Here is a 26,026-nt window from a genome sequence, read left to right on the forward strand (position 1 = left end):
CACTACCCTTGGCGCGGTGAGCCGATCTACCGCCGCCGGTCGGGCTCCGCTCTGGCGGGACCGGACCTTCGGCACGTACTGGATCGCGCAGTCACTCTCGGCGGCGGGCGACTCGTTCGCCTACCTGGCGGTGCCGCTGCTGGTGCTCAAGGCGACCGGGTCGGTGGCGCAGATGGGTCTGCTCACCGCCGTCGCGGGTGCGGCGTCCGTCGTCGCCGGGATCTTCGGCGGGGTACTTGTCGACCGGTACGACCGTCGCACCCTGATGATCGTGGCCGACCTGACCCGGCTGCTGCTCTACGCCCTGGTGCCACTGGCGTGGCTCGCCGGCCCGCATGTCTGGCTGCTCTTCGTCGTGCTGCCGATCTGCGAGGCGGCCGGCATGGTGTTCCAGGTCGCCGCGGTGACCGCGGTCCGCAACCTCGTCGACCGGGACCGGATCACCGAGGCCAACGGCCGGTTGCAGGCGACGTACGCGGCGGCGGCCGTCCTCGGGCCACTGCTCGCCGGTGTGGTGGCGGCCCGCTTCGGCCCGGCCACCGCCATCGCCGTCAACGCGGCGAGCTTCGCGCTCTCGGCGGCCGGCCTGTGGCTTATCCGACTGCGCCCCGTCCAGGCGGACGAGGGGGTGGTTCGGCAACGCCCGCTTGCCGAGTTCCTGGCCGGGGCGCGGTTCCTGTGGCGTCAGCCCGTGCTGCGCGCGCTGACCGTCCTGTTGTCGGTCTTCATCTTCCTCACCTACGGCTTCGTCGACGTGTTGATCTACCACGTCACGCACGACCTCGGCGGCTCGGGGGGCACCGTCGGCACTGTGCTTGGCCTGGCGGCGCTGGGCACTGTCGCCGGTGCGCTGCTGGTGGCCCCGCTGCGCCGCCGGCGCGGCTTCGGCGCCACCTGGATCGGCGCGCACGCGATCTGCGGCTTCGCCGTCGCGGGGGTCGGCATCGCCACGAGCGTGCCCGCGGTCACCGCGCTGACCGCGGTGTACCTGTGCTGTCTCAGCGTCGGTGGGATCTGTTCGATGTCCCTGCGGCAGGAGATCACCCCCGATCACCTGCTGGGCCGGGTCACGTCGGCGTTCTGGAGCACGCACTACGCCCTCGGGCCGGCCGGCGCTGTGGTGCTGACCTGGGCCGCCGGCCGGTACGGTGCGCAGGCGGTCACGCTCGCGGCGGGCGCGGGTTGCCTGCTGGTCGCGGTCGGCGGCCTCTTCACCCCGATCCGCCGCGCCGGCGCGGAGTCAGCCGCCGGACAGCCCGGGCTGCGCCCGGCCCCAGCCGGCGGCTGAGCCCTCCTGGTCGATCATGGAGTTGTGGTGGGCGCGTTGTGAAACCATGCCCCTTTTGCGCACCACCACAAGTCCATGATCGACGCGAGCCGGTGCGGGCCGGCGCGGGCGCGGTCAGAACTCCTGGTACATCACGTGCAGGCCGACCCGGCCGAGGACGGGGTGACAGAACGCGCCCGGCACGGTGCCGACCACCTCGAAGCCCTCCCGCCGATACAACCGCACCGCGGACCTGTTGCTCTCCACCACGGCGTTGAACTGCATGCCGGCGTACCCCCGCTGGCGGGCCCAGGTGAGGGCGTCGCGGCACAGCGCGGTGCCCACGCCCCGGCCCCGCGCGTCGGCGGCGACCATGAAGCTCGCTGTGGACACGTGCGCGCCCGGCCCGGGCCGGTTGGTGCCCATCTTCGCGGTGCCCAGCACCCGCTCGCCGTCGACCGCCACGACGGTTCGCCCCGGCGCCGCCTCGACCCACATGCCGTACGACTGCTCGGCGGTCATCGCCGGGTCGTAGGGGAACGTCTCCTGTGCCCGGATCACCTCCTCGATGATCGGCCACACCTGCGACCAGTCCCGCTCGACGAACTCCCGAATCAGCACCCGGGGAGGTTAGGCCCTGGCCGGAGCCCGGACAATCGGTTATCCGCAGGTGCATCCGCGCGGCCTACCCGCTGCGAAGCATGGATCGTGACGAGACGTCACGGATCCGGTCGCTTCGACGAAAGGCCCGCTGATGAAGATCGCACGAATCGCCGCCCGGATGGCGGTGGGTGCCGTGGCCACCGCGCTGGCCACCACCGCGGTCGCCGTTCCGGCCGCTCAGGCCACCAGCAAGACCAAGCCGCTCGGCACGACGTCGCTCGCCCAGGTGCTCACCCGGGACAGCAGCGGCTTCGACCGCAACTCGCGTGACTTCGACGTGCTGACGGCGGCCGTGCTGGCCGTGCTGGAGGCCAAGCCGAACTCTCCGGTCAAGGTGCTCACCGACGGCACCGTGGCGCTGACCGCGTTCATCCCCACCGACGCCGCCTTCCAGCAGTTGGTCCGCGAGATCACGCAGGCCCGGAAGCTGCCGAGTGAGAGCGCCGCCTTCACCGCCGTGGCCGGGCTGGGCATCGACACCGTCGAGTCGGTGCTGCTCTACCACGTGGTCCCGGGCGCCACCATCGATCGCAAGACGGCGGTGCGGGCCGACGGCACGGACCTGACCACCGCGCTGGGCTCGTCCGTCGAGGTCGACGTGCGCACCTACCTGTACTTCTTCCGGCAGGTGCGACTGGTCGACGCCGACACCGACGACCGTGATGCGCGGGTCGTCTCGTACGACGTCAACAAGGGCAACCGGCAGATCGCGCACGCCGTGGACCGGGTGTTGCGCCCGATCGACCTGCCCTGACCGGGGGCGGGTGGCGTTCGACCACGCGTCGGACGCCACCCGCGCCGGGACGTCAGTCCGAGGTGAGCGCGGCCAGTTCCTCGTCGAGCAGGGCCGCCAGCCGGGCGTGCCGCCCGGGATGGCTACGCGCGGTCATCGCACGGCTGGGCATCTCCACAGTCATCAGCAGGTACAGGTGCAACCGGTAGAGACTGAGCCGGCGGCGCGCCGACGCGTCCAGCACCAGCGGTTCGGCTGCGGTGGCCTGGTAGCCGCGCAGCAGGGGGTGCTCCGGCTCGTCCTCGACGCGCCGGAAGAGAAGCGGCGAGACCAGGTCCAGCAGCGGGTCGCCGTAGAGGAACCGCTCGCCGTCCACCAGGCCGCGCAGCCGCAACCGGCCGTCCCGGTCGGGTGCCGCCAGCACATTGCCGTCCCAACAGTCGAAGTGCAGCAGCGCCGGGCGTCGCACCTCGTCGAGCACGTCGCCGTGCCGCCCCACCAGTGCGTGCAGGCGGTCCGGGGTCACCGGTAGTCGGACGTCCCAGTCGGCCGCGTCGGCCAGGAGCGCGTCGAGCATCGCCGTGAACGCTGCCCGCCAGGTCGGCCCGTTCGCCCGGTCGCCGTCGTACCCGAACCGTTCACCGGTGATCCGGTGCACCGCGGCGAGGGCCACCCCGAGGTCGTACCGCGCCGGGCCGTCGTCGACCGCGACACCGGTCCCGGCCAGGTCGGACAGCGACCGGCCGGGAAGCATCGCGGTGACCAACCACTCGCCGTACGCCGGGTCGGCGCCGCGCCAGAGCACCGGGGGGACGGGCACCTGCGGCGCCCGCTCCGCGACGAGCCGGAAGTACCGCTCCTCGGCGGCGCAGAGCCCGCGCTCGTAGCGCAGCAGCGGCGTTCCGGCCGGCGGTGCCAGCTTCAGCACCACCCGACGGTCGTCGTCCAGCAGCGCCCACCACACCGTCGCGTACCCGCCGCCGGCCAGCGGACCGGCGTCCCGGACCCGGGTTTGTGGCCCGAACGACGCACCGATCAGGTACGCCACGTCGGCGGGTGTGAGGGTCCGCTGGGTCGGACTGATGCCGGTCACGACGTGGTGTCACCTCGCCGTGCCCGTGGCGCGGAATTCGCGGTGGCGCGGGTGGACGGTGGGACGGGTCCGGCGGTGTCGCGGCGGACCAGCTCGGCGGGGAGCACCTCGACCCGGGGCGTCGGGGCCCCGACGCCGAGCACCAGGGACATCGCCCGCACTCCCATGTCGACCAGTGGCAGTCGCACTGTGGTCAGCGCCGGGGTCACGTCGCGGGCGATCGGCATGTCGTCGAACCCCAGCACCGAGATCTGCTGCGGCACCGGCAGCCCTCGCGCGCGCAGGGTGGCGAGCGCGCCGATGGCCATCGAGTCGTTGAGCGCCACGATCGCGGTCAGCTCCGGGTCGGCGTCGAGCAGTCGGGCGGTCGCCTCGGCACCACCGTCGCGGTCGAACTCCGCGTACCGGATGCGCCGTTCGGGCAGCTCACGGCCCTGCTCGGTGAGGGCCTGGCGGAGGCCGGCCAGCCGGTCGGTAGTGGTGGTCAGGATGCGCGGGCCGGCGACCACGCCGATCGCCCGGTGCCCCAGGCCGCACAGCTCCCGCCCGGCGAGGTAACCGCCGGCCCGGTTGTCCGGCATCACCGCGTCACCGGAGTGCTCGTGCCGGCCGATCACCGCCACCCGCCCGCCGGTGGCCTCGTACGCGGCGAGCTTCTCGTTGAGCTGCCGGGTGAACGCCTCGTCGTGGTAGCCCGAGCCGGCCAGGATCAGCGCCGCCACCTGGTGGCCGCGCAGCAGCTCCACGTACTCCAACTCGCGGTCCGGGTCCCGGTAGCTGTTGCAGATCATCAGCAGTCGGCCCTGGTCGGTGGCGACCCGTTGCAGGCCGCGGGTGATCTCGGCGAAGTACGGGTCGGAGACGTCATGCACGATCACGCCGACCGCGCTGCGGTGCGAGCGGGCCAGCAGTTGGGCGTGCGCGTTCGGCACGTACTGCAACTCGGCGACGGCGGCGAGCACCCGCTCGCGCAGCTCGTCGGTGACCGGCTTGCTGCTGCCGTTGATGACGCGGGAGGCGGTGGCGGGTGAGACGCCCGCTCGGCGGGCCACATCGGACAGGGTCGCCATGGCCCGCCCCCTCGATCTGTTGACGGCGTTTCGTCGTGCCGGCTAGCGTCACCGTACCGCAGAGAAAGCCCTTTCCCGCAGGGAGGCCCGGCCATGTCCGATCGCTTCGCGGTACTTCAACTCGACGACCTTCCCGCTCGGCGCTGCTCGTGCGGGACCACCCGCCGGGGGTTCATCGCCGAGAGCGAGGGCCAGGCCAGCGTGCATCTGCTCCAGGTGCAGGACGCGGTGACCCACCACCACCGGATCGCCACCGAGTACTACGTCGTGCTCGCCGGTGAGGGCGAGATCGAGCTGGACGGGGTCCGTCACCCCGCCCGGCCGATGTCCGCGTTCCTGATCAAGCCGGGCTGCCGGCACCGGGCGATCGGCGACCTCACCGTGCTGCTGGTGTCCCTGCCGGCAGCTGACGACACCGACGAGTACTTCGATGCCTGACCGGCCGGCGCCGCTGCCCGGCGGGATCGGGGTGTCCCGGCTGCGCGTCTACGACACGGTGGCCTCGGACGGCCTGGTCGGCGGCACCCCACACGTGCACCTGTGCTGCACCGAGGGGTACGTGGTGACCGACGGCGAGGGAGCGGTGCAGACCCTGACCACCGCCGGTTTCCGGGAGACGCCGCTGCGGCCCGGGGTGGTGGTCTGGTTCGAGCCGGGCACCGTGCACCGCCTGGTCAACGGGGGCGGGCTGAACATCGTGGTGCTCATGCAGAACAGCGGCCTTCCCGAGGCCGGCGACGCGGTGCTGACCTTCCCGCCCGAGGTGCTGGCCGACCCGGCCGCGTACGCCGCGGCGGCGGCGTTGCCCGGCGGGGGAGCGCCGGGCGCGGACGTGCACGCCGCGTACCGCCGACGGGATCTGGCGGTGACCGGCTTCCAGGCGCTGCGGTCCGGTGGGCCGGCGGCGCTGGCCGCGTTCCACGCCGCCGCGATCGCCCTGCGTCAGCCGTTGCTGGCGCGTTGGCGACAGCGGTGGGAGGCCGGCGCGGGCCGTGCCGCCGCCGACACGGCCGGGCAGCTCGACGCCCTGGAGCGGGGGGATCCGGGGCACCTGGGCGACGCCGGGGTGCACGTGGCGGCCGAGCCGGTGGAGCGCGGCCGATTGGGCATGTGCGGCCTCCTCGACACCTACCCGGCATCCAGCTGACCGTCCGTTCGGGACAGCTGCCCGGGTACCCACGCATCGGCGGAAACAGATCGAGGAAAGGCCTTGCCCGGTGCCGAGGTGCCGCCTACGCTCCATCCAGGAAAGCGTTTGCCTGATCCGCTGACCGGCCCGGTCCACGAGTGCGTGCCGGGCCCCGAGGAGGTTCCGCGTGACCGAGAACTCTCTGGACACGGCGGGCCGACAGGCCGCCGCCGAGGCGGAAAGCGGTGAGCGGAGGGCCGCCTCCTCACTCGCACCCGGTGCGCCGGCGTCCGCCGGCGGCTCGGCCTCGTCCACTGTGCTGGGAGCGTCACCCGGCGGTGGCCGTCCACCACGCCCGACGCTCGGTCGTCGGGCGGTGGCCTTCGCCGACTCACTCTGGCGCCCGGCGCTGGTGCTCGCGGTCTTCTTCGCCGCCTGGTGGTTCGTGGCGGCCCGGGAGTACGTCCCGAACTACCTGGTGCCCACCCCCGGCCAGGTCTGGGAGACGATGACCACCCAGTGGTCCGAGCTGGCCCGGCACACACTGGTCACCCTCTACGAGACGGTGCTCGGCTTCGTGCTGGCCGCCGCGTTGGGTCTGGTCACCGCGGTCGCCATCGCCTACTCCCGCACCCTGGACAAGGCGCTCTACCCGATCGTCCTGTTCGCACAGGTCATCCCGAAGATCGCCATCGCGCCGCTGCTGGTGGTCTGGTTCGGCCTCGGCCTCACTCCGAAGATCATCCTGGCGGTGCTCATCGCGTTCTTCCCGGTGGTCATCTCCGGCGTGGCCGGGCTGCGCTCCACCGACCCGGAGCTGCTCGACCTCGCCGCCACGATGGGCGCCGGGCCGTGGCGCACCTTCCGCAAGATCCGCTTCCCGAACGCGTTGCCGCACCTGATGGCCGGCCTGAAGGTGGCCGTCACCCTCGCCGTGGTCGGTGCCGTGGTCGGCGAGTTCGTCGGCGCCAGCGAAGGGCTCGGCTACGTCCTGTTGCTGGCCAACGGCAACCTCGACTCCGCGCTGCTCTTCGCTGACCTGATCCTGATGTCCGCCATCGGCATCGTCCTGTTCGTCCTGGTCGAGATCGCCGAGGCACTGCTCATCCCATGGCACGCCAGCCGCCGGGCCGGCGTGTCCCTCACCACCTCCTGACCGACCCCATCACGGAGGCACCGATGAAACGCACCGCCACCACCATCCTGGCCACTGCCGCCCTGCTCCTCGCCGCCACCGGCTGCGGTGGGGACGACCCCGCCGGCAGCACCAACGCCGACGGCAGCAAGCAGGTCACCCTCACCCTCAACTGGGTGCCCTACGGCGAGCACGCGCCCTTCTACTACGGCCTGCAGAAGGGCTACTACTCGGCCGAGGGCATCGACCTGAAGATCCTGCCCGGCAACGGGTCGGGCAACACCGTCAAGCAGGTCGCCCAGAAGCAGACCGACTTCGGCTGGGCGGACAGCCCGGTGCTGCTCAAGTCGGTGGCCAGCGGGATGCCGGTGCGCAGCCTCGGCGCGTACCTGGAGAAGGGCCCCTCCTCGGTGGAGTTCTTCACCGAGGAGAACATCAAGACCCCGGCCGACCTCAAGGGCAAGACCGTCGGCGGCACCCCCGGCGACGCCCTCTACGCGACCTTCCCGGCCTGGCTGGAGAAGAACGGCCTCAAGAAGGACGACGTCAAGGTGGTCAACGTCGACGCCGCCGGCAAGATCGCCGCCCTTTCCGAGGGCAAGGTCGACGCCATCATGGGCTTCTTCCACGACCAGGCGCCCACCATCGAGAGCAAGACCGGCAAGAAGGTCGACGTGCTGCTCTTCGCCGACTACGGGATGAACCTGCTCGGCACCGGTCTGATCGCCAACACCCAGACCCTGCAGAAGGACCCGGAACTGGCCCGCAAGTTCGTCCGGGCTACCCAGAAGTCCTGGGCCGACGCCGCCCGGGACCCGGCCGGCGCGGTGAGCGCGATGGTGGCCCTGGCCGAGAACGAGCCGGCACCCGAGGTGCTCACCAAGCAGCTCACCCTCAACATGCCGCTGATCGGCGCGGACGGCCCTCCCGGGGTGAACACCGAGGCCCAGTGGACCGAGACCATCGACCTGATGTCCCGCTACGCCGAACTGAAGGACCCGGGCGCCCCCAGCGCGTACTGGGACTCCTCGTACGCGGCGCAGGGGTGACCCGGTGACCGCCGCACCGGCAACCACCGGCACCGCCATCGGGATGTCCGGGCTGACCGTCCGGTTCACCACCCGACGGTCGCAGACCACCGCGTTGGACGACGTGTCGCTGGACATCGAACCGGGCGAGTTCGTCACGATCGTCGGCCCGTCCGGCTGTGGCAAGTCCACCCTCCTGAAGATCGTCGCCGGGTTGGTCAAGCCGACCAGCGGCGAGGTGTCGCTGTTGGAGCGCCCGGTGCGCGGCCCGCAGAAGGAGATCGGCTTCGTCTTCCAGAAGGCCGCGTTGCTGGAGTGGCGTGGCGCGCGGGCCAACATCCTGCTCCAGGCCGAGATGCGCGGCATGGACCGGGCGCAGGCCGCCCGCCGTGCCGACGAGCTGATCGAGATGACCGGCCTGACCGGCTTCGAGAAGGCGTTGCCACACGAGCTGTCCGGCGGCATGCAGCAGCGGGTGGCGCTCTGCCGCGCGCTGCTGCACTCCCCGCCGGTGCTGCTCATGGACGAACCGTTCGGCGCCCTGGACGCGCTGACCCGGGAGCAGATGAACGCCGAACTGCACCGGATCTGGCGGGAGACCGGCACGACCGTGGTACTGGTCACCCACTCCATCGCCGAGGCGGTCTTCCTCGGCACCCGGGTCGTGGTGATGAGTCCCCGGCCCGGCCGGATCATCCGCACCTTCCCGGTCGAGCTGCCGGCGCACCGCGACTACGCGCAGGTGATGTCGGATCCCCGCTTCGACCGGCTCGCCACCGACCTGCGCGGGTTGCTCGGCAGCGCTGCCGCCAACCACTGAGCGCGGATCGGCACGACCCAGCACGACGGAAGGAACACCATGACCCGCAGGTCGATCGGCATCATCGTCAACGGCGTGACCGGACGGATGGGCTACCGGCAGCACCTCGTCCGGTCGCTGCTGGCCATCCGCGAATCCGGCGGTGTGGCGTTGGCCGACGGCACCACCATCTGGCCGGAACCGGTCCTGGTCGGACGCAACGAGACCAAGCTCCGGGAGCTCGCCGAGCGGCACGGGCTGACCGACTGGACCACCGACCTGACCTCGGCGCTGGCCCGCGACGACGTCGAGATCTACTTCGACGCGCAGGTCACCCAGCAGCGGGAGAAGGCGATCCGCCAGGCCATCGAGGCCGGCAAGCACATCTACACGGAGAAGCCCCTGGCCGAGGACACCGCCGCCGCGCTCGACCTGGCCCGGGCGGCCGACGCGGCCGGCGTCCACACCGGTGTGGTGCAGGACAAGCTCTTCCTGCCCGGTCTGCGCAAGCTCAAGCGCCTCATCGACGGCGGCTTCTTCGGGCGGATCCTCTCGGTGCGCGGCGAGTTCGGGTACTGGGTCTTCGAGGGCGACTGGCAGTCCGCTCAACGCCCGTCGTGGAACTACCGCACCGAGGACGGTGGCGGCATCGTGGTCGACATGTTCCCGCACTGGCACTACGTGCTGGAGGAACTGTTCGGCCGGGTCACGGCCGTCTCCTGCGTGACCGCCACCCACGTGCCCGAACGGGTCGACGAGGCCGGTCAGGCGTACGCGGCCACCGCCGACGACGCCGCGTACGCCACATTCGAACTCGACGGCGGGGTGATCGCGCAGATCAACTCGTCCTGGGCCGTGCGGGTGTACCGCGACGAGTTGGTGGAGTTCCAGGTCGACGGCACCGAGGGCAGCGCGATCGCGGGCCTGCGCAACTGCCGGGTGCAGCACCGGGCGGTCACCCCGAAGCCGGTGTGGAACCCGGACCTGCCGGCCACCGAGGACTTCCGCGCCCAGTGGGCCGAGGTGCCCGACAACGAGGACTTCGACAACGGCTTCAAGGTGCAGTGGGAGGCGTACCTGCGGCACGTGGTGGCCGGCGAGCCGTTCCGGTGGGACTTCCTGGCCGGCGCGCGCGGCGTGCAACTCGCCGAGCTGGGGCTGCGCTCGGCCCGCGAGGGCGGCCGCATCGAGGTGCCGGAGCTTCACCCGTGAGCGCGAGGAGTGAGCCGGGTTTGCGAGCCCCGCAGTCGCGAACGAAAGGTGGTTCAGCGACCGCCGAGGTGGTGCTGCCCGGTGGACGGCGACACCGACTGGCCGGGGGAAGCGGCTTCGCCCGACCGGACGCGCCGGCGACCAGCCGGATCGCGTACGCCGCCGCGCACGTGGTCGCCGACCCGGGCGCGGAGAACGTGCCGGGTGCACCGGCGACGGTGGACTGGGACACCACACTGGCCTTCCGGCGCCACCTCTGGTCGTACGGGCTGGGGGTCGCCGAGGCGATGGACACCGCCCAGCGGGGGATGGGGCTGGATTATCCGGCCACCCGGGAGCTGATCCGGCGTAGCGCCGCCGAGGCCCGCGCGGTGGGCGGGCGGATCGTCGCCGGGGTCGGCACCGACCAACTGCCGGTCGGCCCGGCCACAGTGGCCACGGTCACCGCCGCGTACGCCGAGCAGCTCGACGACGTCCGCGCCGCCGGCGCCCGGCCGGTCCTGATGTGCAGCCGACACCTGGCCGCCGCCGCGCGCGGCCCGGAGGACTACCTGCGGGTGTACGACGAGCTGCTGAGCGCCGCCGACGAACCGGTGGTGCTGCACTGGCTGGGTCCGATGTTCGACCCGGCGTTGACCGGCTACTGGGGTGCTGCTGACCTGGACCTGGCCGCCGACACGGTGCTCGAGCTGATCAAGGCGCACCAGTCGACTGTGGACGGCATCAAGGTGTCGCTGCTGGACGCCGACCGGGAGATCGCGTTGCGCCGCCGACTGCCGGCCGGGGTACGCCTCTACACCGGTGACGACTTCCACTACCCGGAGCTGATCCGCGGTGACCAGGTGGGTCACTCCGACGCCCTGCTCGGGGTGTTCGCGGCCATCGCCCCGGCCGCCGCCGCCGCGCTGGCCGCCCTCGACCGGGGGGACCAGACGGCGTACGACGAGATCTTCGCGCCCACCGTGCCGCTGGCCCGGCACCTGTTCGCCGCGCCGACCTGGCACTACAAGACGGGGATCGTGTTCCTGGCCTGGTTGGCCGGGCACCAGGACCACTTCACGATGATCGGTGGCGCGCAGTCCGGCCGGTCCCCGGCGCACCTGGCAACCCTGCTCACCCTGGCCGACGCGGCCGGGCTATTGCCGGACGCCGACCTGGCCGCGTCCCGCGCCCGAGCCTTCTTCACCGTGGCGGGGGTGGAGCAATGAACCTGGAGCGGTTCTCGTTCAACCAGGCCACCGCCCAGCGCTGGCCGCTGCCCGAGGTGGTGGCCGGGTGCGTGGCGGCCGGCGTACCGGGCATCGGCCTGTGGCGCGAGCCGGTGGCCGAGCACGGGTTGGCCCGCTCGGCGAAACTGGTCCGCGACGCCGGCCTCGCCGTCACGTCGCTGTGCCGGGGCGGGTTCTTCTCCGCCGACGACTGGCGGGCGGAGAACCTGCGGGCCATCGAGGAGGCCGCCACCCTCGGCGCCCCGGAGCTGGTGCTGGTCTCCGGTGGGCTGCCCGCCGGCAGTCGGGACATCGACGGCGCCCGGCGCCGGGTCGCCGACGCGATCGGTGAGCTGGCACCGCACGCCGAGGCCGCCGGGGTACGGCTGGCCATCGAGCCGCTGCACCCGATGTTCGCCGCCGACCGGTGCGTGATCGCCACCCTCGGCCAGGCGCTGGACATCGCCGAGCGGTTCGACCCGGCGGTGGTCGGCGTGGTCGTGGACGCGTACCACGTCTGGTGGGACGACACGGTGTACGCGCAGATCGCGCGGGCCGGCGCCCGGATCGCCGCGTTCCAGGTCTGCGACTGGGTGACCCCGCTGCCGGAGGGGGTGCTGCTCGGCCGGGCGCTGCCCGGCGACGGCTGCATCGAGTTGCGTCGGCTGCGCGAGGCGGTGGACGCGGCCGGCTACGCCGGTCCGATCGAGGTGGAGGTCTTCTCCGCCGAGGTGTGGGCGCGTCCGGGCGCGGAGGTCCTCGACGCGGCGATCGCCGGCTACCTGCGCCACGTTGTCTGATCTCCCCGAACGGCGCTGGCCGGCAGCGGTCGGCGCCTGGCTGGGCATCGGTACCGCACCCGCCACGCTGGTGCTCGGCGCGGCGATGGCCGCCCGGCACGGCGGCGGTGCCGGTGGCCGGGCTGCTGGTCGGCGGGACGCTGATGGCGGCCCTGCTCTGGGGACAAGGCCGGATCGGGCTACGCCGGCCACTCGGTGACGGCGGGACGTTGACCGCGGTGCTGCCCGCGTACCTGGGGGACACCTCGCGGCTGCTGCTGGCGGCGGTGCTGGCCGTGTCGATGGTCGGTTGGAACGGGTTCAACGTCGGGCTCGGCGGGGCCTCGCTGGCCGCGCTGACCCACCTGCCGGGCTGGGCTGGGCCGGTGGTGCTGGAGGTGGCGGTCCTCGCCGTCTCCTGGGCGCCGGCCCGACTCGGGAACCGGGTCGCGGTCGTCACCACGCTCAGCGCGGTGGTGCTGGTCGGCTGGTGCCTGACGGTGCTGCCACCGCCCGGCGCGCCGGTCCGCCTCGCAGCCGGTGGGCTCGCCGACTCCGCCGCGCTGATCGGGTACGCGGCCATGTTCGCGCTGCGCGCACCGGACTTCAGCGTGGGCCTCGCCCGAAGGCGGGACCTGGCCTGGTGCGTGGGGCTGCTGATCGGGCCGGCGCTGCTCGGGGTGCTCGCCGGCGCCGGCCTGTGGCTGCGGACCGGCTCGGCCGACGTGGTCGCCCTGCTCGCCGCCGGGTCGGGGTTGGCCGCGTACGCGAATCTGTTCGTCGCGGTGGCGGTCTTCGCGGCGGCGCTGACCACCACGTACTCCGGTTCGTTGGCGTTGCGTGGACTGGCTCCCCGCCTGCCGGCGCGGGCGGCGATGCTGCTCGTCGCGGTGTTCGGCGGGCTGCTGGCGGTGGCGCGGTTCGACCGTCTGGTGCTGCCCTGGCTGACCCTGCTGGCCGCCGCGTTGCCGGTGCTGGTGGTGCCGATGGCAGTGGAGGCGGCGGCCCGTCGGCGGGGTCGTGTCCCGCGTACCGTGCCCGCCTGGTGTTGGGTGCCGGCGGCACTGCTCGCGGTGGCCTGCACCCTCGCCGGGGTGGGTGTCGCCCCGCTGCTCGGGCTGGCCCTGGCCGCTATGTGCACAGTGCTCTGGCGTCGTCGGGCGCGGCCCGGGTGGCCCATGGTGGGGCCTAGCGGGTGGCGTGCGGGCCGTGGTCGCTGACCTGGGCGTCGAACCAGTGGTGCAGGGCATCGCGAAGCCCTGCGTCGTTCGTGGTGTAGGTGGCGCGCGCGCCGTCGGCGATGGCCTCGTACTCGATGGTGATCCGCCCGCCGTGTGCCCGAAGCGTTGCCAGGCCGGGCATTCCGATGCCGTGGATGCGGGCGGGATCGCTGAAGTCGCCGCGCCGGAACCGCTCGACCTCCGCCGTCAGATGCTGTTGGACGAGGGTGATCTGGGTGATGTCCTGCGGGTCGTCGGCGACGACGGTCTGCACCCCGCCGGTGTCGGTCCCGGTGAAGCGGTGCGTGGTGCGGTCCAGGTCGAACGGCATGACCGACGCGCCTCGCTCGGCGACGTCGGCCTGTCGACTGGAGGTCGTCGTTGTCGGTGTCGACGGTGCGGGCTCGTCGGCGCAGCCGCTGCTCAACGCGGTGACAGCGATGGCCGCCAGGAGCAGAGCCCGTTGGGAACGAGGGCGGTCAGAACGGTTCACCGGTGGCCTCCGCGAGGGTCTGGAGCGCACGCACCACTGCCGAGCGCTGGTCGTCGGGGACGCGATCGAGCAGGGCGGTGAGCCGGTCCCGGCGGGCGTCGGCCTGCCGCGCGGCGGCAGTGGTGCCCGCGGCGGTCAGCAGGAGCAGAACACCGCGACCGTCACCCTCGGCTGCTTCCCGGTGCACCCAGCCTCGGTTGACCAAGTTGGCGACCAGGCGGCTGATGCTGCTCTTCTCCAGCCGCAGCCGGCGGGCCAACTCCACCTGCCGGAGCTGCCCCTCCCGGGCGATCTCCACCATGGCGTGTGCCTCCGACACCGGCAACTGTTGTCCGCAGGGAGTCCGGTCGGGCTGATGGAGGCCGAAGTTGCGGACGAACCGCATCAGTGCCTCCTGAGCCGCGTCGAGCTCACCATCCTGCATGGTTCGACGGTACAACCAGATGGTTCGGCCGTGCAACCATTGTGGAGAGAACTCCCATCCGAACCCCACGGGAGGCAAGGCGCATGACAACGGAGAGCGACCGCTACGTGCTCCGGCCCGGCCGAGCCAGCGACGCCGTCGAGCTAGCCCGCCTGCACGCCTCGGTCCAGCTTCAGACGGTGACCGGCGGCCAACCACACGCCGGCATCGCTGCCTGGGTGGAAGACCTGCTGGACGGCCACCCCTCCGTCGTGCCCGACGACTTCCTGGTCGCCGAGGACTCGGCCACCGGCCGCCCGGCGGGAAGCCTGGTGGGGCTGCGGCAGCAGTGGAGCCTTGCCGGGGTCCGGCTGCCGGTGGCCCAGGTCGAGCTGGTCGGTACGGCGCCGGAGCACCGCGGCAACCGGCTCACCAGGCGCAGACCGTCGCGCCGCCCTCGTGACGCACCTCGAGGTGCCCGTGCCAGCGGTTCTGACCGACTAGGACATCGGTTCGGTTCGAGGCCATCCGGTCATGACATGCTGGGCAGGGCCGGGGCCTGGGGTGAGCATCATGATCGAAAACTCCTTAGCTGGCCGAGATGGGCGCCGATAGGGTCGGCGGAGTGATCAATATGGCGGTGCGTGATGACGGCGGTGAGTTCATGGCCCGCGCCGAGGCCGGCGTGAGATGGACCGATGCGTTCGCGGATCTGGACCCCGCCGGTTTCCCGATGCTCCAGGCCTTGACTCCACGGCGATGCGGTCTTCAACCAGCGGCAAGTACCGCTGCTGTTGGCGGAACTGGACCGGCTTCCCGCCGTCCTGGGTGGCGACTGGGTCGGTCAGGCCCGCGAGTTGTGCCGGGTCGTCGAGAGGGGAACACACCTCTATCTGTGGTTCATCGGCGACTGACTACGCCTGAACGGCGTCAAGTGATGGGGCGTAGGTGCTGCTCGATCCTGTCTCGGCGGGGTCGGCGGCGCCCCGCTGCTTGGACTGGCCCTGGCTGGGGCGTCCGCCCTGCTCTGGCGGCCTCTGAAAAAAGTGATCTAGGCGCGGCCGGCAGAACGTGATCTTATACGCACCGGCGATCCGTAACACCGTGCAAACCATCGATTAACCATCGGCGGCTTAGGTGGGGGAGCGCTCCCATCAGCGGATCGCGATCGATGAAAAGCTCCACAAGGGAGCAACCGAAAGGAGCCTCGTGGCTACAGGCACGAGCGGAAACAGGCTGCGAAGACTGGCGATACCTACGCTGGTCGTCGCCCTGATCACCGGTACCACCGGTGTCGCGGGAACGGCGTCGGCGGCACCCGCAGGTTCGCCGGGTAACGGCAGTGGCGCCGGTTACTTCACCGCCGGGTCCGACCAGAAGGTCACCCTGACCGACGGGGCCGACCGCCGACCAGGCGGCAACCGTGCGGCCACGCCGAAGGCAGCCGTCGACGAGACCGGCTCCGGCATGTACGTCGTCGAGTTGGCCGAGGACCCGCTGACCACGTACACCGGTGGGGTGTCCGGTCTGGCCCGGACCCGCCCGGCGGCGGGCAACCGCCTGAACGTGACGTCGGCGCCGTCGCAGGCGTACCGCCGGCACCTCGACACGCAACGGGCCGCCGTCGCGGCCGCTGCCGGGGTCACTGTCAACGCGGTCTACGCCACCGCCTTCAACGGGTTCTCGGCGAAGCTGACCGCCCAGCAGGTGAGCACGTTGCGGGCGGACAAGCGCGTCCGCGCCGTCACCGCGTCGCGGGCGCTCGGCACTCCGGTGACGCCGCCTCCCGCGACCACTTCGACGCCCGCCACCCCGACGCCCGCCACCCCGACGCCCGCCACCCCGACGCCTGCCGCCCCGAGCGGCGCGGACCAGTCGGCGCCGACGGACCGCGCCGGCCGGCCGGCCAAGCCCGGCCCCGGCACGGGCGCGGGCATGGTGATCGGCGTCCTGGACACCGGCATCTGGCCGGAGAGCGCGTCGTTCGCCAAGAAGATGCCCGCTCCCGCGAACTGGCACGGCACCTGCCAGACCGGTGTGGCCTTCGTGGCCGAGCACTGCAACGGCAAGATCGTCGGTGCCCGGTACTTTGCCGACTCGTGGCTCGCCGGCGGTGGCTCGGTGCCCGAGGGTGAGTTCCTGTCCCCCCGCGACGCGGCCGGGCACGGCACCCACACCGCCTCCACGGCGGCCGGCCTGCCGATTGCGAACGTCACGATCGACGGGCGTCGCTTCGGTCCCGTCTCCGGCGTTGCGCCGGATGCTCAGATTGCCGTCTACAAGGTGCTCTGGGGTGGCATGGGCTACGACGCCGACATCATCGCCGGCATCGACGCGGCCGTCGCCGACGGCGTGCAGGTGATCAACTTCTCGATCGGCTCGCAGCTCGGCGACTGGGAGGCCAACACCCCCATCGGCATCGCCTTCCTCAACGCCACCCTGTCCGGGGTGTTCGTGGCGGCGTCGGCCGGCAACACCGGCATCGTGAGCGGGGCCATCAGCAACGCGGCACCCTGGGTGACCACTGTCGGCGCGGCGGTGACGAACCTCGACGAGGCGACCATCAAGCTCGGTGACGGCACGAAGCTGGTCGGCGGCTCCCTGGACGCGTTGCCCGGTGGCGACGCACGGCCGATGGTCTTCGGCGACCAGGCCGGATCGCCGGACCTGGGCGCTGTGTACTGCGAGCCGGGCAGCCTCGATCCCGCCAAGATCAAGGGCAAGGTGGTTGCGTGTGCGCTGTCCGACACCTTCGCTTCTGCCACCGAGGTGAAGGAGAAGGGTGGGGCGGCCATGGTGCTGTTCGACCCGGTCGGCAACTACCGGGTCAACTCCATCTACAACTTCCCGGTGGTCTACCTGCCGACGGAGAAGCAGGCCGGCACGTTGTTCAACTACCTGATGCGCCACCCCACCGACGCGAAGGCGTCCGTGCGCACCGGCGGTGACGGCTCCAGCGTCCCCGGCGTACCCAGCGTCGCGGACTTCTCCTCCACCGGCCCGGACAAGGTGACCTACGGCGTCTTCAAGCCGGACCTGGTCGCCCCGGGGTCGGACATCATCGCCGCGGTCTCACCGGCCGGCAACTTCGGGCGACAGTACGACGCGTACTCCGGCACCTCAATGGCCTCGCCGTACGTGGCCGGCGCGGCAGCGATCCTGCGCGCCACGCACCCGGACTGGTCGCCGGGCAGGGTCGCCTCCGCGCTGCGGACCACCGCCACCGACACCGTTGGCACCAGCAACCCCCTGGACCAGGGCAGCGGCTTCATCAACCTGGCCGGGGCCACCGACCCGGGACTGGTCATCGAGCCGACGGCGGCAGAGCTGACCACGTTCAGCGAGACGGCCGCGCCCGACGGCAAGGAACTCAACCTGCCGGCCATCTCGTTGCGCGAGTACGACGGGACCCAACCGGTGACCCTCACCCGCACCCTGACCAACGTGGGCGAGGCCCGGGAAACCTACCGATCGTCGGTGTCCGGCCTGCCCGGCATGAAGGTCACCGTGTCGCCGGCATCGGTGACGCTGGCGCCCGGCAAGTCCGCGACGGTGACCATCACCGTGCGTCGGGGTAGCGCCCCCTGGGACCGGTACGTGACCGGGTCCATCACCTGGCACGGCAGGACCCACACCGCCCGCATCCCGGTCGCCGCCCGCCCGTGGGGGATCACCGCCCGGCCGTACGGTGACGACGGGGAGGAGTTCGGCCGGATGGCCAACGGCGCCTTCGGTCTGGTCCAGCCGGGCTTCACCGGGCCACTCACCGGCCGCAGCACCGGTTACACCCCGATGCAGCGGGAGTCGTACTCGATTCCGGCCGGCGTCTACGGCGGGGTGTTCGACCCGAAGGCATCCGGCGTGAAGAAGATTGACTTCACGGTGCCGGCGAACACCGCCGGCATCGTCGTCGAAGCCAACACCGACGACCCGAACACGAACCTCGATCTCTACCTGTACAAGGGCGACACCCTGATCTACAGCAGTGACAGGTTCTGGACCAGCGCGGAGCAGGCGTACAAGTTCCTGCCCGAGCCGGGGCGCTACACCGCCTACGTCTTCGCGCAGGTGCCCGGTGGTCCGGTGGTCGATTTCGATCTGGGCTACGCCATCATCGGCCGTAACGCCAAGTACGCGGGTGCCACGCTGACGATGCCCTCCACCTCGGAGCGCGGTCAGGGCTTCAACTTCACGCTGAAGCCGAAGAAGCCGCTGGCCGAGGGCGACTTCTGGGCGTACACCGAGTACCGCACCAACGGCACGGTCGTCCCCGGCAACCTCGTCTACACCCAACAGAGTTCCTGGCAGTAACCGTTCAGCGGGTGTGGGGCGGTGCCGGTGCACCGCCCCACACCTCGACGCCAACGCGCAGGCTCTCGGTCAGTAGTCGTCCACGTAACATCAACCGACCTTCTCATGGAGCGGCACCAGAGCTGTCACGCGATCAGGGAAGCCTCCAGGTCGCGGCGGGTGAGGGCGGCGCGGAGTTGTAGCGCCTCGGCCGCCAGATTCTCACGGCCGCCCTGCTCGCGGTCGATGGCGCAGACCACTGTCTCCACCTGGGCGCCGATGGACCGTAGCTGTGCGCACGATGCCAGTAGTGCTCCGCCTGTGGTGACGACGTCCTCGATCAGTACGACACGCAACCCGTTCACCGGACCGCCCTCGGCGGCCTTGCTGGTGCCGTACTCCTTGGCATGTTTGCGCACGAAGACTGTCGGCAGCCCCGTCAGCTGCGACATCACCGTGGCGAGAGGGATGCCGCCCATCTCCATCCCCGCCAGCACATCGCACTCCGGCAGCATGGCCACCATCGCTTCGGCGACCTCGCGCAACAGGTCCGGCTGCCCTTCGAACAGGTACTTGTCGAAGTACTCCTCGCTGACCTGCCCGGATCGTAGACGGAAATGTCCGGTGAGATGGCAGGTGTCGTAGACGCGGCGCGCGAGCGGGTGAGTCACCTGCTCAGCCTCGCATCTCGCCCGGATCAAGCAATCATGGGCCTTCAGCGCAGCGGGTACGCGATGAGGCGGTCGGCGAGTTGCTTCGGGTGGCTGAGGGGGACCGCGTGGCCGCCCTCAATGTCGTCCGGGACTGTGCCGAGCCGGTCGGCGGCCACCCGGCGCTGGAAGTCCGCTGGGAAGAACCGATCCTCACGTGCGATGAGCACCGTCGTCGGCACGTCTGGCCAGGCGTCCAGGGGCCACGGCTCGTTCCCCTCCGCGCTGACCTGGTCCCGGCTGTGTGTCGCTGCCTCCGCTACCACCTCGGCGGGCACGCCGTTGTAGAACTGCTGCTCCTCGCTGAGCCCTTTCGGGCTCCGGTAACCGGTGTTGGCCCACCAGTCGCCGGGTCTCTCACCGGGCTTGGGGATCATCGGTGTGAGCAGGACGATCCGCCGCACCGGCAGCTTGTCGGCAATGAGTGGCGCGGTGAACGCACCGTACGAGTGTCCGACGACCACGAGATCTCTCCGGTCGCCGATCGCGTCGACGACCGTCTGGCAGAACTCGGGGAACCCCGCGGAGCTGTCCTCGATCGGCAGTTCCGGTACGACCACGTCGTGGCCGCGGCCGGTCAGCTCGGGGACAAGGAGATGCCAGTCCCAGGCGCTGCCCCCGCCGCCGTGGATCAGAACGAAAGTCGCCATGCCCCGGAGCCTCACACACAGGTACGACAGCCACTGCTCGCGGCCTTGCCGATGCGGCTGACGAGAGCGCTTCGGAGCAGTCACATCGAGGCTGAGGTCGGTAGGGTGCCGTCGATGGGATACCGGCCACCCCCGGAGGTCGTCCTCGGCGTGGCCCAGGCGCAATCTAGTGATTCGAAGGAAGCCCGGCATGAGCAGCCCACGCGAAACTTTCCTCCGGCTGGTGAACGGTGTTTGCGACGGTCCGTACGAAGACCTGGCCGACCTGTACGCCGAAAAAACTCATGTCATGCATCCGATCCACCCGCTCAAGCCGCCGCCGCTGCGTAGCCGCAACGAACTGCACGAGCACTTCACCGCGCCGCCTCCGGTCGCCCGGACGCTGATCCGTAAGCCGGTCGACGTGACGATTCATGAGACTGCGGACCCGGAGGTGATTGTCGCCGAGTTTGCCTATCAGGGGCGGGTGGTCGAGACAGGTGAGGCATTCACGGTGCCATGCGTCTTCGTGATGCGTATCCGCAATGGGCTCATCATCGAGTCCCGGGATTACATCGACCCCATCGCCAGCGCGCGGGCCTGGGGTCAACTCGACAGCCTCCTGACCGCGCTCCGTCCGCAGCAAAGCGCCACCATCGAGGGCACGGCCCGACCCTGAATCGCGCCCGACGCCCTGGGTGCGACTACCGCTGCCGGACGTCGCTGCTCTTCCCTTCCGTTGCGCCCCCTCCGCTCCGGGACGGCGGAACGGCCGCCGTCACCTCTCCAACGACTGCGCCGAGGAACTCCGGGATCTGGGCGGTCCGCTTGGTAGCGCCGGCGGGCGGGACGCTCCCGCCCGCCGGCGACCGGGGTCAGCTGACCGTGATGGTCAGGTTGAGCGAGCGGGTCTCCCCGCTGGTGTAGGTGACAGTCACCCGGGCGGTGAAGGTCCCCTTGCGGGGATAGGCATGGGTGGTCGACCGCAGCGTCGCCCCGTGCGTGACGGCGCTGTTGTCGCCGAAGTCCCACGCGTAGTCGGTGATGCTCTGCCCGGACGGCGCCGTCGCCGTGGCGGTGAGCGTGGTGGTCAGGGGCGCGGCGCCGCCGGTCGGGTTGGCGGCCAGGGACAACGTCCCGCCCGGCTCCTGTTTGACCCCGGCACCGTTGAACCGCAGCCAGTCCAGGGCGAGCAGGTCCGGGGTGCCGCCGACCTGGGCGGCGTTGACGAACTTCGCGTACAGGGTGGTCGTGCCGGTGGGCTTGTTGGTCAGCGTGACGGTGGGGGAGACCAGGTTGTCCCACCCGCCCGTCGAGCCGATGGTGGCCGTGCCGATCAGCGTGCCGGTGGGCGAGCCGGTCCGCAGTTCGATGGTGCCGCCGAGGCCGCCGTTGGTCACCCCGAGCGTCACCGAACCGACGTTGCGCAGGTCCGCCGGCCCGAACGCCACCCAGTCGTTGTGGTCGACCTCGCCGAGCCGCTTGCCGGCGCGGGCGGTGGCCCGGTCGTTGACCGTGACGCCGGACTGGGCGCTGAAGTGCTCGGCCTCCTTGCTCTTGGGCTGCAACTGCACGCGGGTCGAGCCGGTCAGCGCCGGTACGCCGGCCGCGCCACCGTCGGTGTACTGCGCGGTGATCAGGGTGTAGAGGTTCTGCCCCGGCCCGTGGCCGTCACCGGCGTCCGCCTCGGTGGCGAGCAGCCCCGAGCAGCCGGTGTAGACGTCCAGCGGGTGGGCGTGCGAGTCGTGGCCGAGCTGCGTCTGCACTGTCACCTTGGCGCAGTCGATGGTGGTCTCCTCCGGGTCGGTGACCGTCACCGTGTACGGGATCTTGTCGCCGAAGTCGAAAAACCCGCCGTCGGGAACGGTGATCGTCACCGTCGGTCGGGTGTTGCCGACCACCACGTCGGTGACCGCGGTGGCGGTCAACCCGTTGCCGCTGTTGCGGACTGTCAGCCTGGCGGTGTGCTTCCCGGCCGTGGCGTAGGTGAAGCTCGGGTTGGCGGCGGTGGAGTCGGTGCTGCCGTCGTTGGTGAAGTCCCAGGCGTAGCTGAGCGCCGACCCGTCACCGGCGGACGACCCGGCCGAGGAGAACGTCACCGCGAGCGGTGTACGTCCGCTGTCCGGGGTGGCGGCGATCTTCGCGGTCGGTGGCCGCCCGTTGGCGACGTAGTCGATCCGGTAGATGCCCGCGCCGGCGTTGCTGCCGCCGCGACCGCTGCCGGTGCCCTCGCCGAAATCGATGACGTAGAGCGAACCGTCCGGGCCGAACTCCGCCTCGAAGGGCTGGATCCAGCTCATGTTGCCGAAGATCCCGTTGATCGACTGGAGGTCACCCACAGCGGTCGGGCCGAAGCGAGCGTTGCTGAAGGTCTGCGCCGTCTTGTGGATCGAGAGCGTCTTGAACCACCTGCGGGTCAGCTCATACGTGATCCACTTGCCCTCGAAGTACTCGGGGAACTTCGTGGTGCGGGTGTTTGCCGGGTCGTAGTCGTAGACCGGGCCGCTCATTGGCCCGCCACCGCCGGTGCCCAGCTCGGGGAACTGCGTGGAGGCGGAGTACGCGTACCAGACCAGGGCGGACTTCGCCGCCGGCAGGGTGGTCAGGCCGGTGTTGTTGGGTGAGTTGTTCACCGGCGCGGCGCAGTTGAACTTCGCCCCCGAGGTGTTGGTGGCGAAGTTGTAGTCGTTGAACGGGATGTTGTTGCCCACGCAGTACGGCCAGCCGAAGTTGCCCGCGCTGGTGATCCGGTTGAACTCGACGGTCCCCTCCGGACCGCGGTTGGGGTCGGCCGCGCGGGCATCCGGCCCGTAGTCGGCCACCAGCACCGCGTTGGTCTGCGGCTCGACGGTGATCCGGAACGGGTTGCGCATGCCCATCGCGTAGATCTCCGGCCGGGTCCTCGCGGTGCCGGCGGGGAAGAGGTTGCCGCTCGGCACTGTGTACGTACCGTCGGCTTGTGGGGTGATCCGCAGGATCTTGCCGCGCAGGTCGTTGGTGTTGCCGGCGGTGCCCTGGGCGTCCCAGGCGGCGCGGCCGGCGCGTTCGTCGACCGGGGTGTAGCCGCTGGAGGCGAACGGGTCGGTGTTGTCACCGATCGCCGCGTAGAGCCGCCCGGCCGCGTCCATGGCCAGCGACCCGCCCATGTGCGAGTTGGCCCTGCCCTCACCCCGGTAGGTGGGGACGGTCAGCAGGCGTTTCTCCGAGGAGAGCGCGACGCTGTTGTTGGCGACAGTGAACCGGGACAGGTTGAGCTGTTTGAGGGTCTTGTCCGACCAGAGCAGGTAGATCCAGCCGTTGCTGGCGAAGTTACGGTCCAGGGTCATCCCGAGCAGCCCGTCGGACTGGTCGGTCATCGCCGAGGTGTACGCGAAGTCCAGCAGCGTGGTGACCTGCAGGGTGTCGGAGTTGACCACCTTCAGCGCGCCGGTGCGCTGGATGTAATAGACCTTGCGGTCCGGGCCGACGGCCAGCTCGAAGGGGTCGGCCAGGTTCTCGGTGACCAGCCCCACCCGTTCGAAGTTGCTGGTCTTGGTGGCCGAGCAGTCACCGGCGACCGCGCCGGCCGCCCACTCGATGCCGTAGCGCAGGTGCTCCAGAAACGTCGGGGTGCTGAACTGGGAACTGGCGTGCCCACCGGCGGTGAACCAGGACCGGCCGCCGTCGTAGCGCTGACACCAGGAGTACGCGTGGTCGACGCCCTCGTCCAGGCCGTTGATCCCGTCGCGCACCTTGATCTGGGCGAGGGTGTGCACGTTGCCGGTCGGGTTGGTCCGCCAGTTGTACCACTCCTCGCTCTGCTCCCAGAGCTCCGGCAGGTTGCGCGTCGACGGGTGCGCCCGGTCGAGCACCTTCACTCGGCCGGGGAAGGTGCCGCCGGTGGACGAGAAGTCGGGGTGGTAGTCGAAGATCGTGCCGACCAGGCCCTCGTACCAGGGCCAGTCGCGTTCGCTGGCCGAGGCGGCGTGCAGGCCGGCCCAACCACCGCCGTTGCGGATGAACGTCTGCAACGCGGCCCGCTGGCTGGCGTTGAGCAGGTCACCCGAGGTCGGGAGCGAGTTGGTGTTGTTGAAGACGAGAACGTCGAAGGTGGCGAGGTTGGCGTCCGTGAAGGCCGCCGCGTCGGTGGTGGCGACGACCTCGAAGTTGTGGGCGGCGCCGAGCTGTTGGATCGCGGCGATGCCGGCCGGGATCGAGTCGTGGTAGAAGTTGGTGATCTTGGAGAAGACCAGCACCCGGAAGCGCGGGGCGGCCTCGGCGGGCAGGGCGGTGGTGGTGCTCACCACGGTGGCGATGGCGAGCAGGATCAGGCAGAACGCACGGAGGTGTCGGGGCATGGGGGCGCTCCCTGTCGGACGGTGAGGGTCGGAAAGCGCTTTCTCGCTGCCCGCATCACGGTACTGACAGCCAGTGACGACCGTCAATAGCCCTCTGGTAAGCGGTTTCCCGGCCTGGCGGCGTCCGCGCGTCGACGGGACCCACGGACCAATGGGTACGGCCTAAGCTGTCCTCTGGATGCGTCCCGTGACGCTGCGAATGCGGCGTGTCCGATCGACCTGGGGAGGTCTCATGACGGTGCCGTCCACGTCGGAATCGCCAGAGGGCCGTGCTGCCGACCGGATCGACACCACGACTGTGCACCCGGCCCGCCGTTACAACTACTGGTTGGGCGGCAAGGACAACTTCGCCGTCGACCGGGAGTCCGGCGACCAGATCGCCGCCGTCTACCCAGGGGTGCGCACACTCGCCCGGGAAAACCGGGCCTTCCTCGGCCGGGCGGTCCGCTTCCTCGCCGAGGAGGTCGGCGTCCGGCAGTTCCTCGACATCGGCACCGGCATCCCGAGCGCCGACAACACCCACGAGGTGGCCCAGTCCGTCGCCCCCGACTCCCGGGTGGTCTACGTCGACAACGACCCGATGGTGCTGGTCCACGCCCGGGCGCTGCTGACCAGCGACCCGGCCGGCGCCACCGCGTACCTGGACGCCGACCTACGCGACCCGGAGAAGATCCTCGCCGACCCGCAGCTGCGCGCCACAGTGGACCTGTCCCAACCGGTGGCCCTGGTGCTGATCGCCGTGACGCACTTCCTCACCGACGACGACCGCCCACACGAGCAGGTCGCCCACCTGCTCGACGCGCTGCCGTCGGGCAGCTGGCTGGCGCTGACCCACTTCACCACCGACCACATCCCCGCCGAGATCGTCAAACGGATGGAGGCCGAGTTCGTCGCCGGCCGGATGAAGCAGGACGCCGTACCCCGAGACCGCGCCGAGTTCGCCCGCTTCTTCACCGGTCTGGAACTGGCCGAACCGGGCATCGCCCCGGTCACCGAGTGGCGGCCGCAGGTTCCACCGACACAGCGTCCGCCCCTGGCAGACGCCTCCATCTACGGTGCGGTAGCCCGCAAGCCCTGACCGGGTCTGTGGGCCGGCACAGCGATCGGCGGACCTGGCCGGCGTCGCGGCACGGACAGGCTCGTCCCCGGTCAGGCGAACGGCTTCGGGTCGAAGCTGATGCCACCCCGATCGGCCATCCGGAGCACCCGCGCGCCGTAACGTGGGGGTTGGCGCAGGTACAGGGTGAAGCCCGATGCCCGGAACCTCAGGTCCAGGTCGCGCCCCTCCAGGTGCCAGCAGGGCTCCCCTGACTGTGAGGGAGCCTCCTGGCGGAGGTTCTTCAACTCGAACGGCTGGCACACGGAGTGCAAGCCGCCGCCGAGGTTCCACACGCTGTGGAAGATCAGCGTTGCCGGCGCGACCCAGAAGTGGACGTCCCGCATCGGCCCCGAATCGACGCGGCGCACGATGTAGTCGAGGTCGAGGTGTAGCTGCAGCGCCGACGGCGCGGTGGGGTCGAGGTCATCCTGCTCCTGGAACTCCTCCGGGGTCAGGTCCTCGGGCGGGCCCTCGTCGTCGGTGACGGCGAGTGCGTGAATGCGGCAGTAGTCCCACGACGTTTCCATCAGATCCTGACCCGTCAAGGTGGCCTTCCGCAGGCCGGACTCACTGTGCGCAGCCGTCGTCATACAACGATTATCGCCAAGCACATCGACAGCGCCAGATGTCAGTCTGTGCGTGCCGGTTCCGCCGTCACCGATGAGGCCGCCTATCAAGCCAGCCTCGGTTGCCGGGCTGGCCGTGGCGCCGGGCACCGGGGGATGCTGC

Annotated in this window: 23 protein-coding genes and 1 pseudogene; 15 read left to right on the top strand and 9 right to left on the bottom strand. The window is 70.9% G+C overall.

The genetic code is table 11. The features are described 5' to 3' along the window. The first annotated feature begins 16 nt into the window (after positions 1-16). Positions 17-1,288: an MFS transporter gene (locus tag OH804_RS10125; RefSeq protein WP_406064573.1), complete on the top strand. Its 1,272-nt coding sequence runs from the start codon at positions 17-19 to the stop codon at positions 1,286-1,288. Positions 1,289-1,402: 114 nt separating this feature from the next. On the opposite strand, the gene OH804_RS10130 is transcribed toward OH804_RS10125, so the two are convergent. After that, positions 1,403-1,888, bottom strand: coding sequence for a GNAT family N-acetyltransferase (locus OH804_RS10130; RefSeq protein WP_406064575.1), 486 nt, complete (start codon positions 1,886-1,888; stop codon positions 1,403-1,405). Between the two features lie 133 nt (positions 1,889-2,021). On the opposite strand from OH804_RS10130, the gene OH804_RS10135 reads away from it, so the two are divergent. Continuing rightward, on the top strand, positions 2,022-2,684 hold the full coding sequence (locus OH804_RS10135; RefSeq protein ID WP_406064577.1) for a fasciclin domain-containing protein: 663 nt from the start codon (positions 2,022-2,024) through the stop codon (positions 2,682-2,684). A 52-nt stretch (positions 2,685-2,736) separates the two neighbouring features. Here the strand turns inward: OH804_RS10135 and OH804_RS10140 are convergent, their stop codons facing one another. Both OH804_RS10140 and OH804_RS10145 read right to left on the bottom strand, forming a co-directional pair. Next, entirely contained in the window at positions 2,737-3,756 is a 1,020-nt protein-coding gene (locus OH804_RS10140) for a phosphotransferase family protein (protein ID WP_406064579.1), read from the bottom strand. Beyond that, positions 3,753-4,826 (bottom strand): LacI family DNA-binding transcriptional regulator, encoded by a 1,074-nt coding sequence (locus OH804_RS10145; RefSeq protein ID WP_196923353.1) that lies wholly within the window; start codon positions 4,824-4,826, stop codon positions 3,753-3,755. Before OH804_RS10145 ends, OH804_RS10140 begins: the two co-directional genes overlap by 4 nt. A gap of 93 nt (positions 4,827-4,919) precedes the next feature. On the opposite strand from OH804_RS10145, the gene OH804_RS10150 reads away from it, so the two are divergent. From OH804_RS10150 to OH804_RS10190, 9 genes are all read left to right on the top strand, one after another. Further along, positions 4,920-5,264 carry a cupin domain-containing protein gene (locus OH804_RS10150; RefSeq protein WP_091398731.1) on the top strand — a complete coding sequence of 115 codons (345 nt, stop codon included), beginning with the start codon at positions 4,920-4,922 and terminating at the stop codon, positions 5,262-5,264. Then, positions 5,257-5,973, top strand: coding sequence for a cupin domain-containing protein (locus OH804_RS10155; protein ID WP_406064582.1), 717 nt, complete (start codon positions 5,257-5,259; stop codon positions 5,971-5,973). Before OH804_RS10150 ends, OH804_RS10155 begins: the two co-directional genes overlap by 8 nt. 169 nt (positions 5,974-6,142) lie before the next feature. After that, positions 6,143-7,111: an ABC transporter permease gene (locus OH804_RS10160; protein WP_406064584.1), complete on the top strand. Its 969-nt coding sequence runs from the start codon at positions 6,143-6,145 to the stop codon at positions 7,109-7,111. Positions 7,112-7,134: 23 nt separating this feature from the next. After that, a complete protein-coding gene (locus tag OH804_RS10165; RefSeq protein ID WP_406064586.1) occupies positions 7,135-8,139 on the top strand; it encodes an ABC transporter substrate-binding protein in 1,005 nt (334 codons plus the stop codon). Between the two features lie 43 nt (positions 8,140-8,182). Then, a complete protein-coding gene (locus OH804_RS10170) occupies positions 8,183-8,938 on the top strand; it encodes an ABC transporter ATP-binding protein (RefSeq protein ID WP_231394252.1) in 756 nt (251 codons plus the stop codon). A gap of 39 nt (positions 8,939-8,977) precedes the next feature. Continuing rightward, the gene (locus OH804_RS10175; RefSeq protein WP_406064588.1) at positions 8,978-10,129 is read left to right on the top strand and encodes a Gfo/Idh/MocA family protein; all 1,152 of its coding nucleotides are present in this window, start codon (positions 8,978-8,980) and stop codon (positions 10,127-10,129) included. A 98-nt stretch (positions 10,130-10,227) separates the two neighbouring features. Next, complete coding sequence (locus OH804_RS10180; protein ID WP_406066496.1) at positions 10,228-11,337, top strand: dihydrodipicolinate synthase family protein; 1,110 nt, start codon at positions 10,228-10,230, stop codon at positions 11,335-11,337. Further along, positions 11,334-12,137 carry a sugar phosphate isomerase/epimerase gene (locus OH804_RS10185; protein WP_196923347.1) on the top strand — a complete coding sequence of 268 codons (804 nt, stop codon included), beginning with the start codon at positions 11,334-11,336 and terminating at the stop codon, positions 12,135-12,137. The genes OH804_RS10180 and OH804_RS10185 overlap by 4 nt, the downstream gene beginning before the upstream one ends. A gap of 113 nt (positions 12,138-12,250) precedes the next feature. Then, complete coding sequence (locus tag OH804_RS10190; RefSeq protein ID WP_406064590.1) at positions 12,251-13,336, top strand: hypothetical protein; 1,086 nt, start codon at positions 12,251-12,253, stop codon at positions 13,334-13,336. On the opposite strand, the gene OH804_RS10195 is transcribed toward OH804_RS10190, so the two are convergent. Then, positions 13,305-13,829 carry a hypothetical protein gene (locus tag OH804_RS10195; protein ID WP_406064592.1) on the bottom strand — a complete coding sequence of 175 codons (525 nt, stop codon included), beginning with the start codon at positions 13,827-13,829 and terminating at the stop codon, positions 13,305-13,307. The two genes, OH804_RS10190 and OH804_RS10195, sit on opposite strands and share 32 nt — an antisense overlap. Further along, positions 13,816-14,253 (bottom strand): MarR family winged helix-turn-helix transcriptional regulator, encoded by a 438-nt coding sequence (locus tag OH804_RS10200; RefSeq protein ID WP_196923344.1) that lies wholly within the window; start codon positions 14,251-14,253, stop codon positions 13,816-13,818. The genes OH804_RS10195 and OH804_RS10200 overlap by 14 nt, the downstream gene beginning before the upstream one ends. 83 nt (positions 14,254-14,336) lie before the next feature. On the opposite strand from OH804_RS10200, the pseudogene OH804_RS10205 reads away from it, so the two are divergent. Both OH804_RS10205 and OH804_RS10210 read left to right on the top strand, forming a co-directional pair. Beyond that, positions 14,337-14,672, top strand: a pseudogene (locus OH804_RS10205) (GNAT family N-acetyltransferase); the annotation flags it as partial. A gap of 769 nt (positions 14,673-15,441) precedes the next feature. Next, positions 15,442-18,543: a S8 family serine peptidase gene (locus OH804_RS10210; RefSeq protein ID WP_406064595.1), complete on the top strand. Its 3,102-nt coding sequence runs from the start codon at positions 15,442-15,444 to the stop codon at positions 18,541-18,543. A gap of 125 nt (positions 18,544-18,668) precedes the next feature. On the opposite strand, the gene pyrE is transcribed toward OH804_RS10210, so the two are convergent. Both pyrE and OH804_RS10220 read right to left on the bottom strand, forming a co-directional pair. Beyond that, positions 18,669-19,193 carry an orotate phosphoribosyltransferase gene (gene pyrE / locus OH804_RS10215; protein ID WP_406064597.1) on the bottom strand — a complete coding sequence of 175 codons (525 nt, stop codon included), beginning with the start codon at positions 19,191-19,193 and terminating at the stop codon, positions 18,669-18,671. A 44-nt stretch (positions 19,194-19,237) separates the two neighbouring features. After that, positions 19,238-19,882 (bottom strand): alpha/beta fold hydrolase, encoded by a 645-nt coding sequence (locus tag OH804_RS10220; RefSeq protein WP_406064599.1) that lies wholly within the window; start codon positions 19,880-19,882, stop codon positions 19,238-19,240. Positions 19,883-20,072: 190 nt separating this feature from the next. Between OH804_RS10220 and OH804_RS10225 the strand changes: the two genes are divergently transcribed. Next, positions 20,073-20,540: a nuclear transport factor 2 family protein gene (locus OH804_RS10225; RefSeq protein WP_406064601.1), complete on the top strand. Its 468-nt coding sequence runs from the start codon at positions 20,073-20,075 to the stop codon at positions 20,538-20,540. Positions 20,541-20,736: 196 nt separating this feature from the next. Here OH804_RS10225 and OH804_RS10230 read toward each other — a convergent pair whose 3' ends face one another. Continuing rightward, positions 20,737-24,198 (bottom strand): ThuA domain-containing protein, encoded by a 3,462-nt coding sequence (locus OH804_RS10230; protein ID WP_406064603.1) that lies wholly within the window; start codon positions 24,196-24,198, stop codon positions 20,737-20,739. 232 nt (positions 24,199-24,430) lie between these two features. Between OH804_RS10230 and OH804_RS10235 the strand changes: the two genes are divergently transcribed. Then, the gene (locus OH804_RS10235) at positions 24,431-25,276 is read left to right on the top strand and encodes an SAM-dependent methyltransferase (RefSeq protein WP_406064605.1); all 846 of its coding nucleotides are present in this window, start codon (positions 24,431-24,433) and stop codon (positions 25,274-25,276) included. A gap of 71 nt (positions 25,277-25,347) precedes the next feature. On the opposite strand, the gene OH804_RS10240 is transcribed toward OH804_RS10235, so the two are convergent. Further along, positions 25,348-26,013 (bottom strand): hypothetical protein, encoded by a 666-nt coding sequence (locus tag OH804_RS10240; RefSeq protein WP_406064607.1) that lies wholly within the window; start codon positions 26,011-26,013, stop codon positions 25,348-25,350. Positions 26,014-26,026: the final 13 nt, after the last annotated feature.

This window comes from Micromonospora sp. NBC_00860, from assembly GCF_045207375.1.
GTDB lineage: Bacteria > Actinomycetota > Actinomycetes > Mycobacteriales > Micromonosporaceae > Micromonospora > Micromonospora vinacea.

Bases quoted from the DNA above. Each gene is read 5' to 3' on its own strand.
- OH804_RS10170 (WP_231394252.1), top strand. From the start codon at position 8,183: ATGTCCGGGCTGACCGTCCGGTTCACCACCCGACGGTCGCAGACCACC.
- OH804_RS10230 (WP_406064603.1), bottom strand. From the start codon at position 24,198: ATGCCCCGACACCTCCGTGCGTTCTGCCTGATCCTGCTCGCCATCGCC.
- OH804_RS10150 (WP_091398731.1), top strand. From the start codon at position 4,920: ATGTCCGATCGCTTCGCGGTACTTCAACTCGACGACCTTCCCGCTCGG.
- OH804_RS10165 (WP_406064586.1), top strand. From the start codon at position 7,135: ATGAAACGCACCGCCACCACCATCCTGGCCACTGCCGCCCTGCTCCTC.
- OH804_RS10220 (WP_406064599.1), bottom strand. From the start codon at position 19,882: ATGGCGACTTTCGTTCTGATCCACGGCGGCGGGGGCAGCGCCTGGGAC.
- OH804_RS10185 (WP_196923347.1), top strand. From the start codon at position 11,334: ATGAACCTGGAGCGGTTCTCGTTCAACCAGGCCACCGCCCAGCGCTGG.
- OH804_RS10175 (WP_406064588.1), top strand. From the start codon at position 8,978: ATGACCCGCAGGTCGATCGGCATCATCGTCAACGGCGTGACCGGACGG.
- OH804_RS10155 (WP_406064582.1), top strand. From the start codon at position 5,257: ATGCCTGACCGGCCGGCGCCGCTGCCCGGCGGGATCGGGGTGTCCCGG.
- OH804_RS10145 (WP_196923353.1), bottom strand. From the start codon at position 4,826: ATGGCGACCCTGTCCGATGTGGCCCGCCGAGCGGGCGTCTCACCCGCC.
- OH804_RS10235 (WP_406064605.1), top strand. From the start codon at position 24,431: ATGACGGTGCCGTCCACGTCGGAATCGCCAGAGGGCCGTGCTGCCGAC.
- OH804_RS10200 (WP_196923344.1), bottom strand. From the start codon at position 14,253: ATGCAGGATGGTGAGCTCGACGCGGCTCAGGAGGCACTGATGCGGTTC.
- OH804_RS10135 (WP_406064577.1), top strand. From the start codon at position 2,022: ATGAAGATCGCACGAATCGCCGCCCGGATGGCGGTGGGTGCCGTGGCC.
- OH804_RS10225 (WP_406064601.1), top strand. From the start codon at position 20,073: ATGAGCAGCCCACGCGAAACTTTCCTCCGGCTGGTGAACGGTGTTTGC.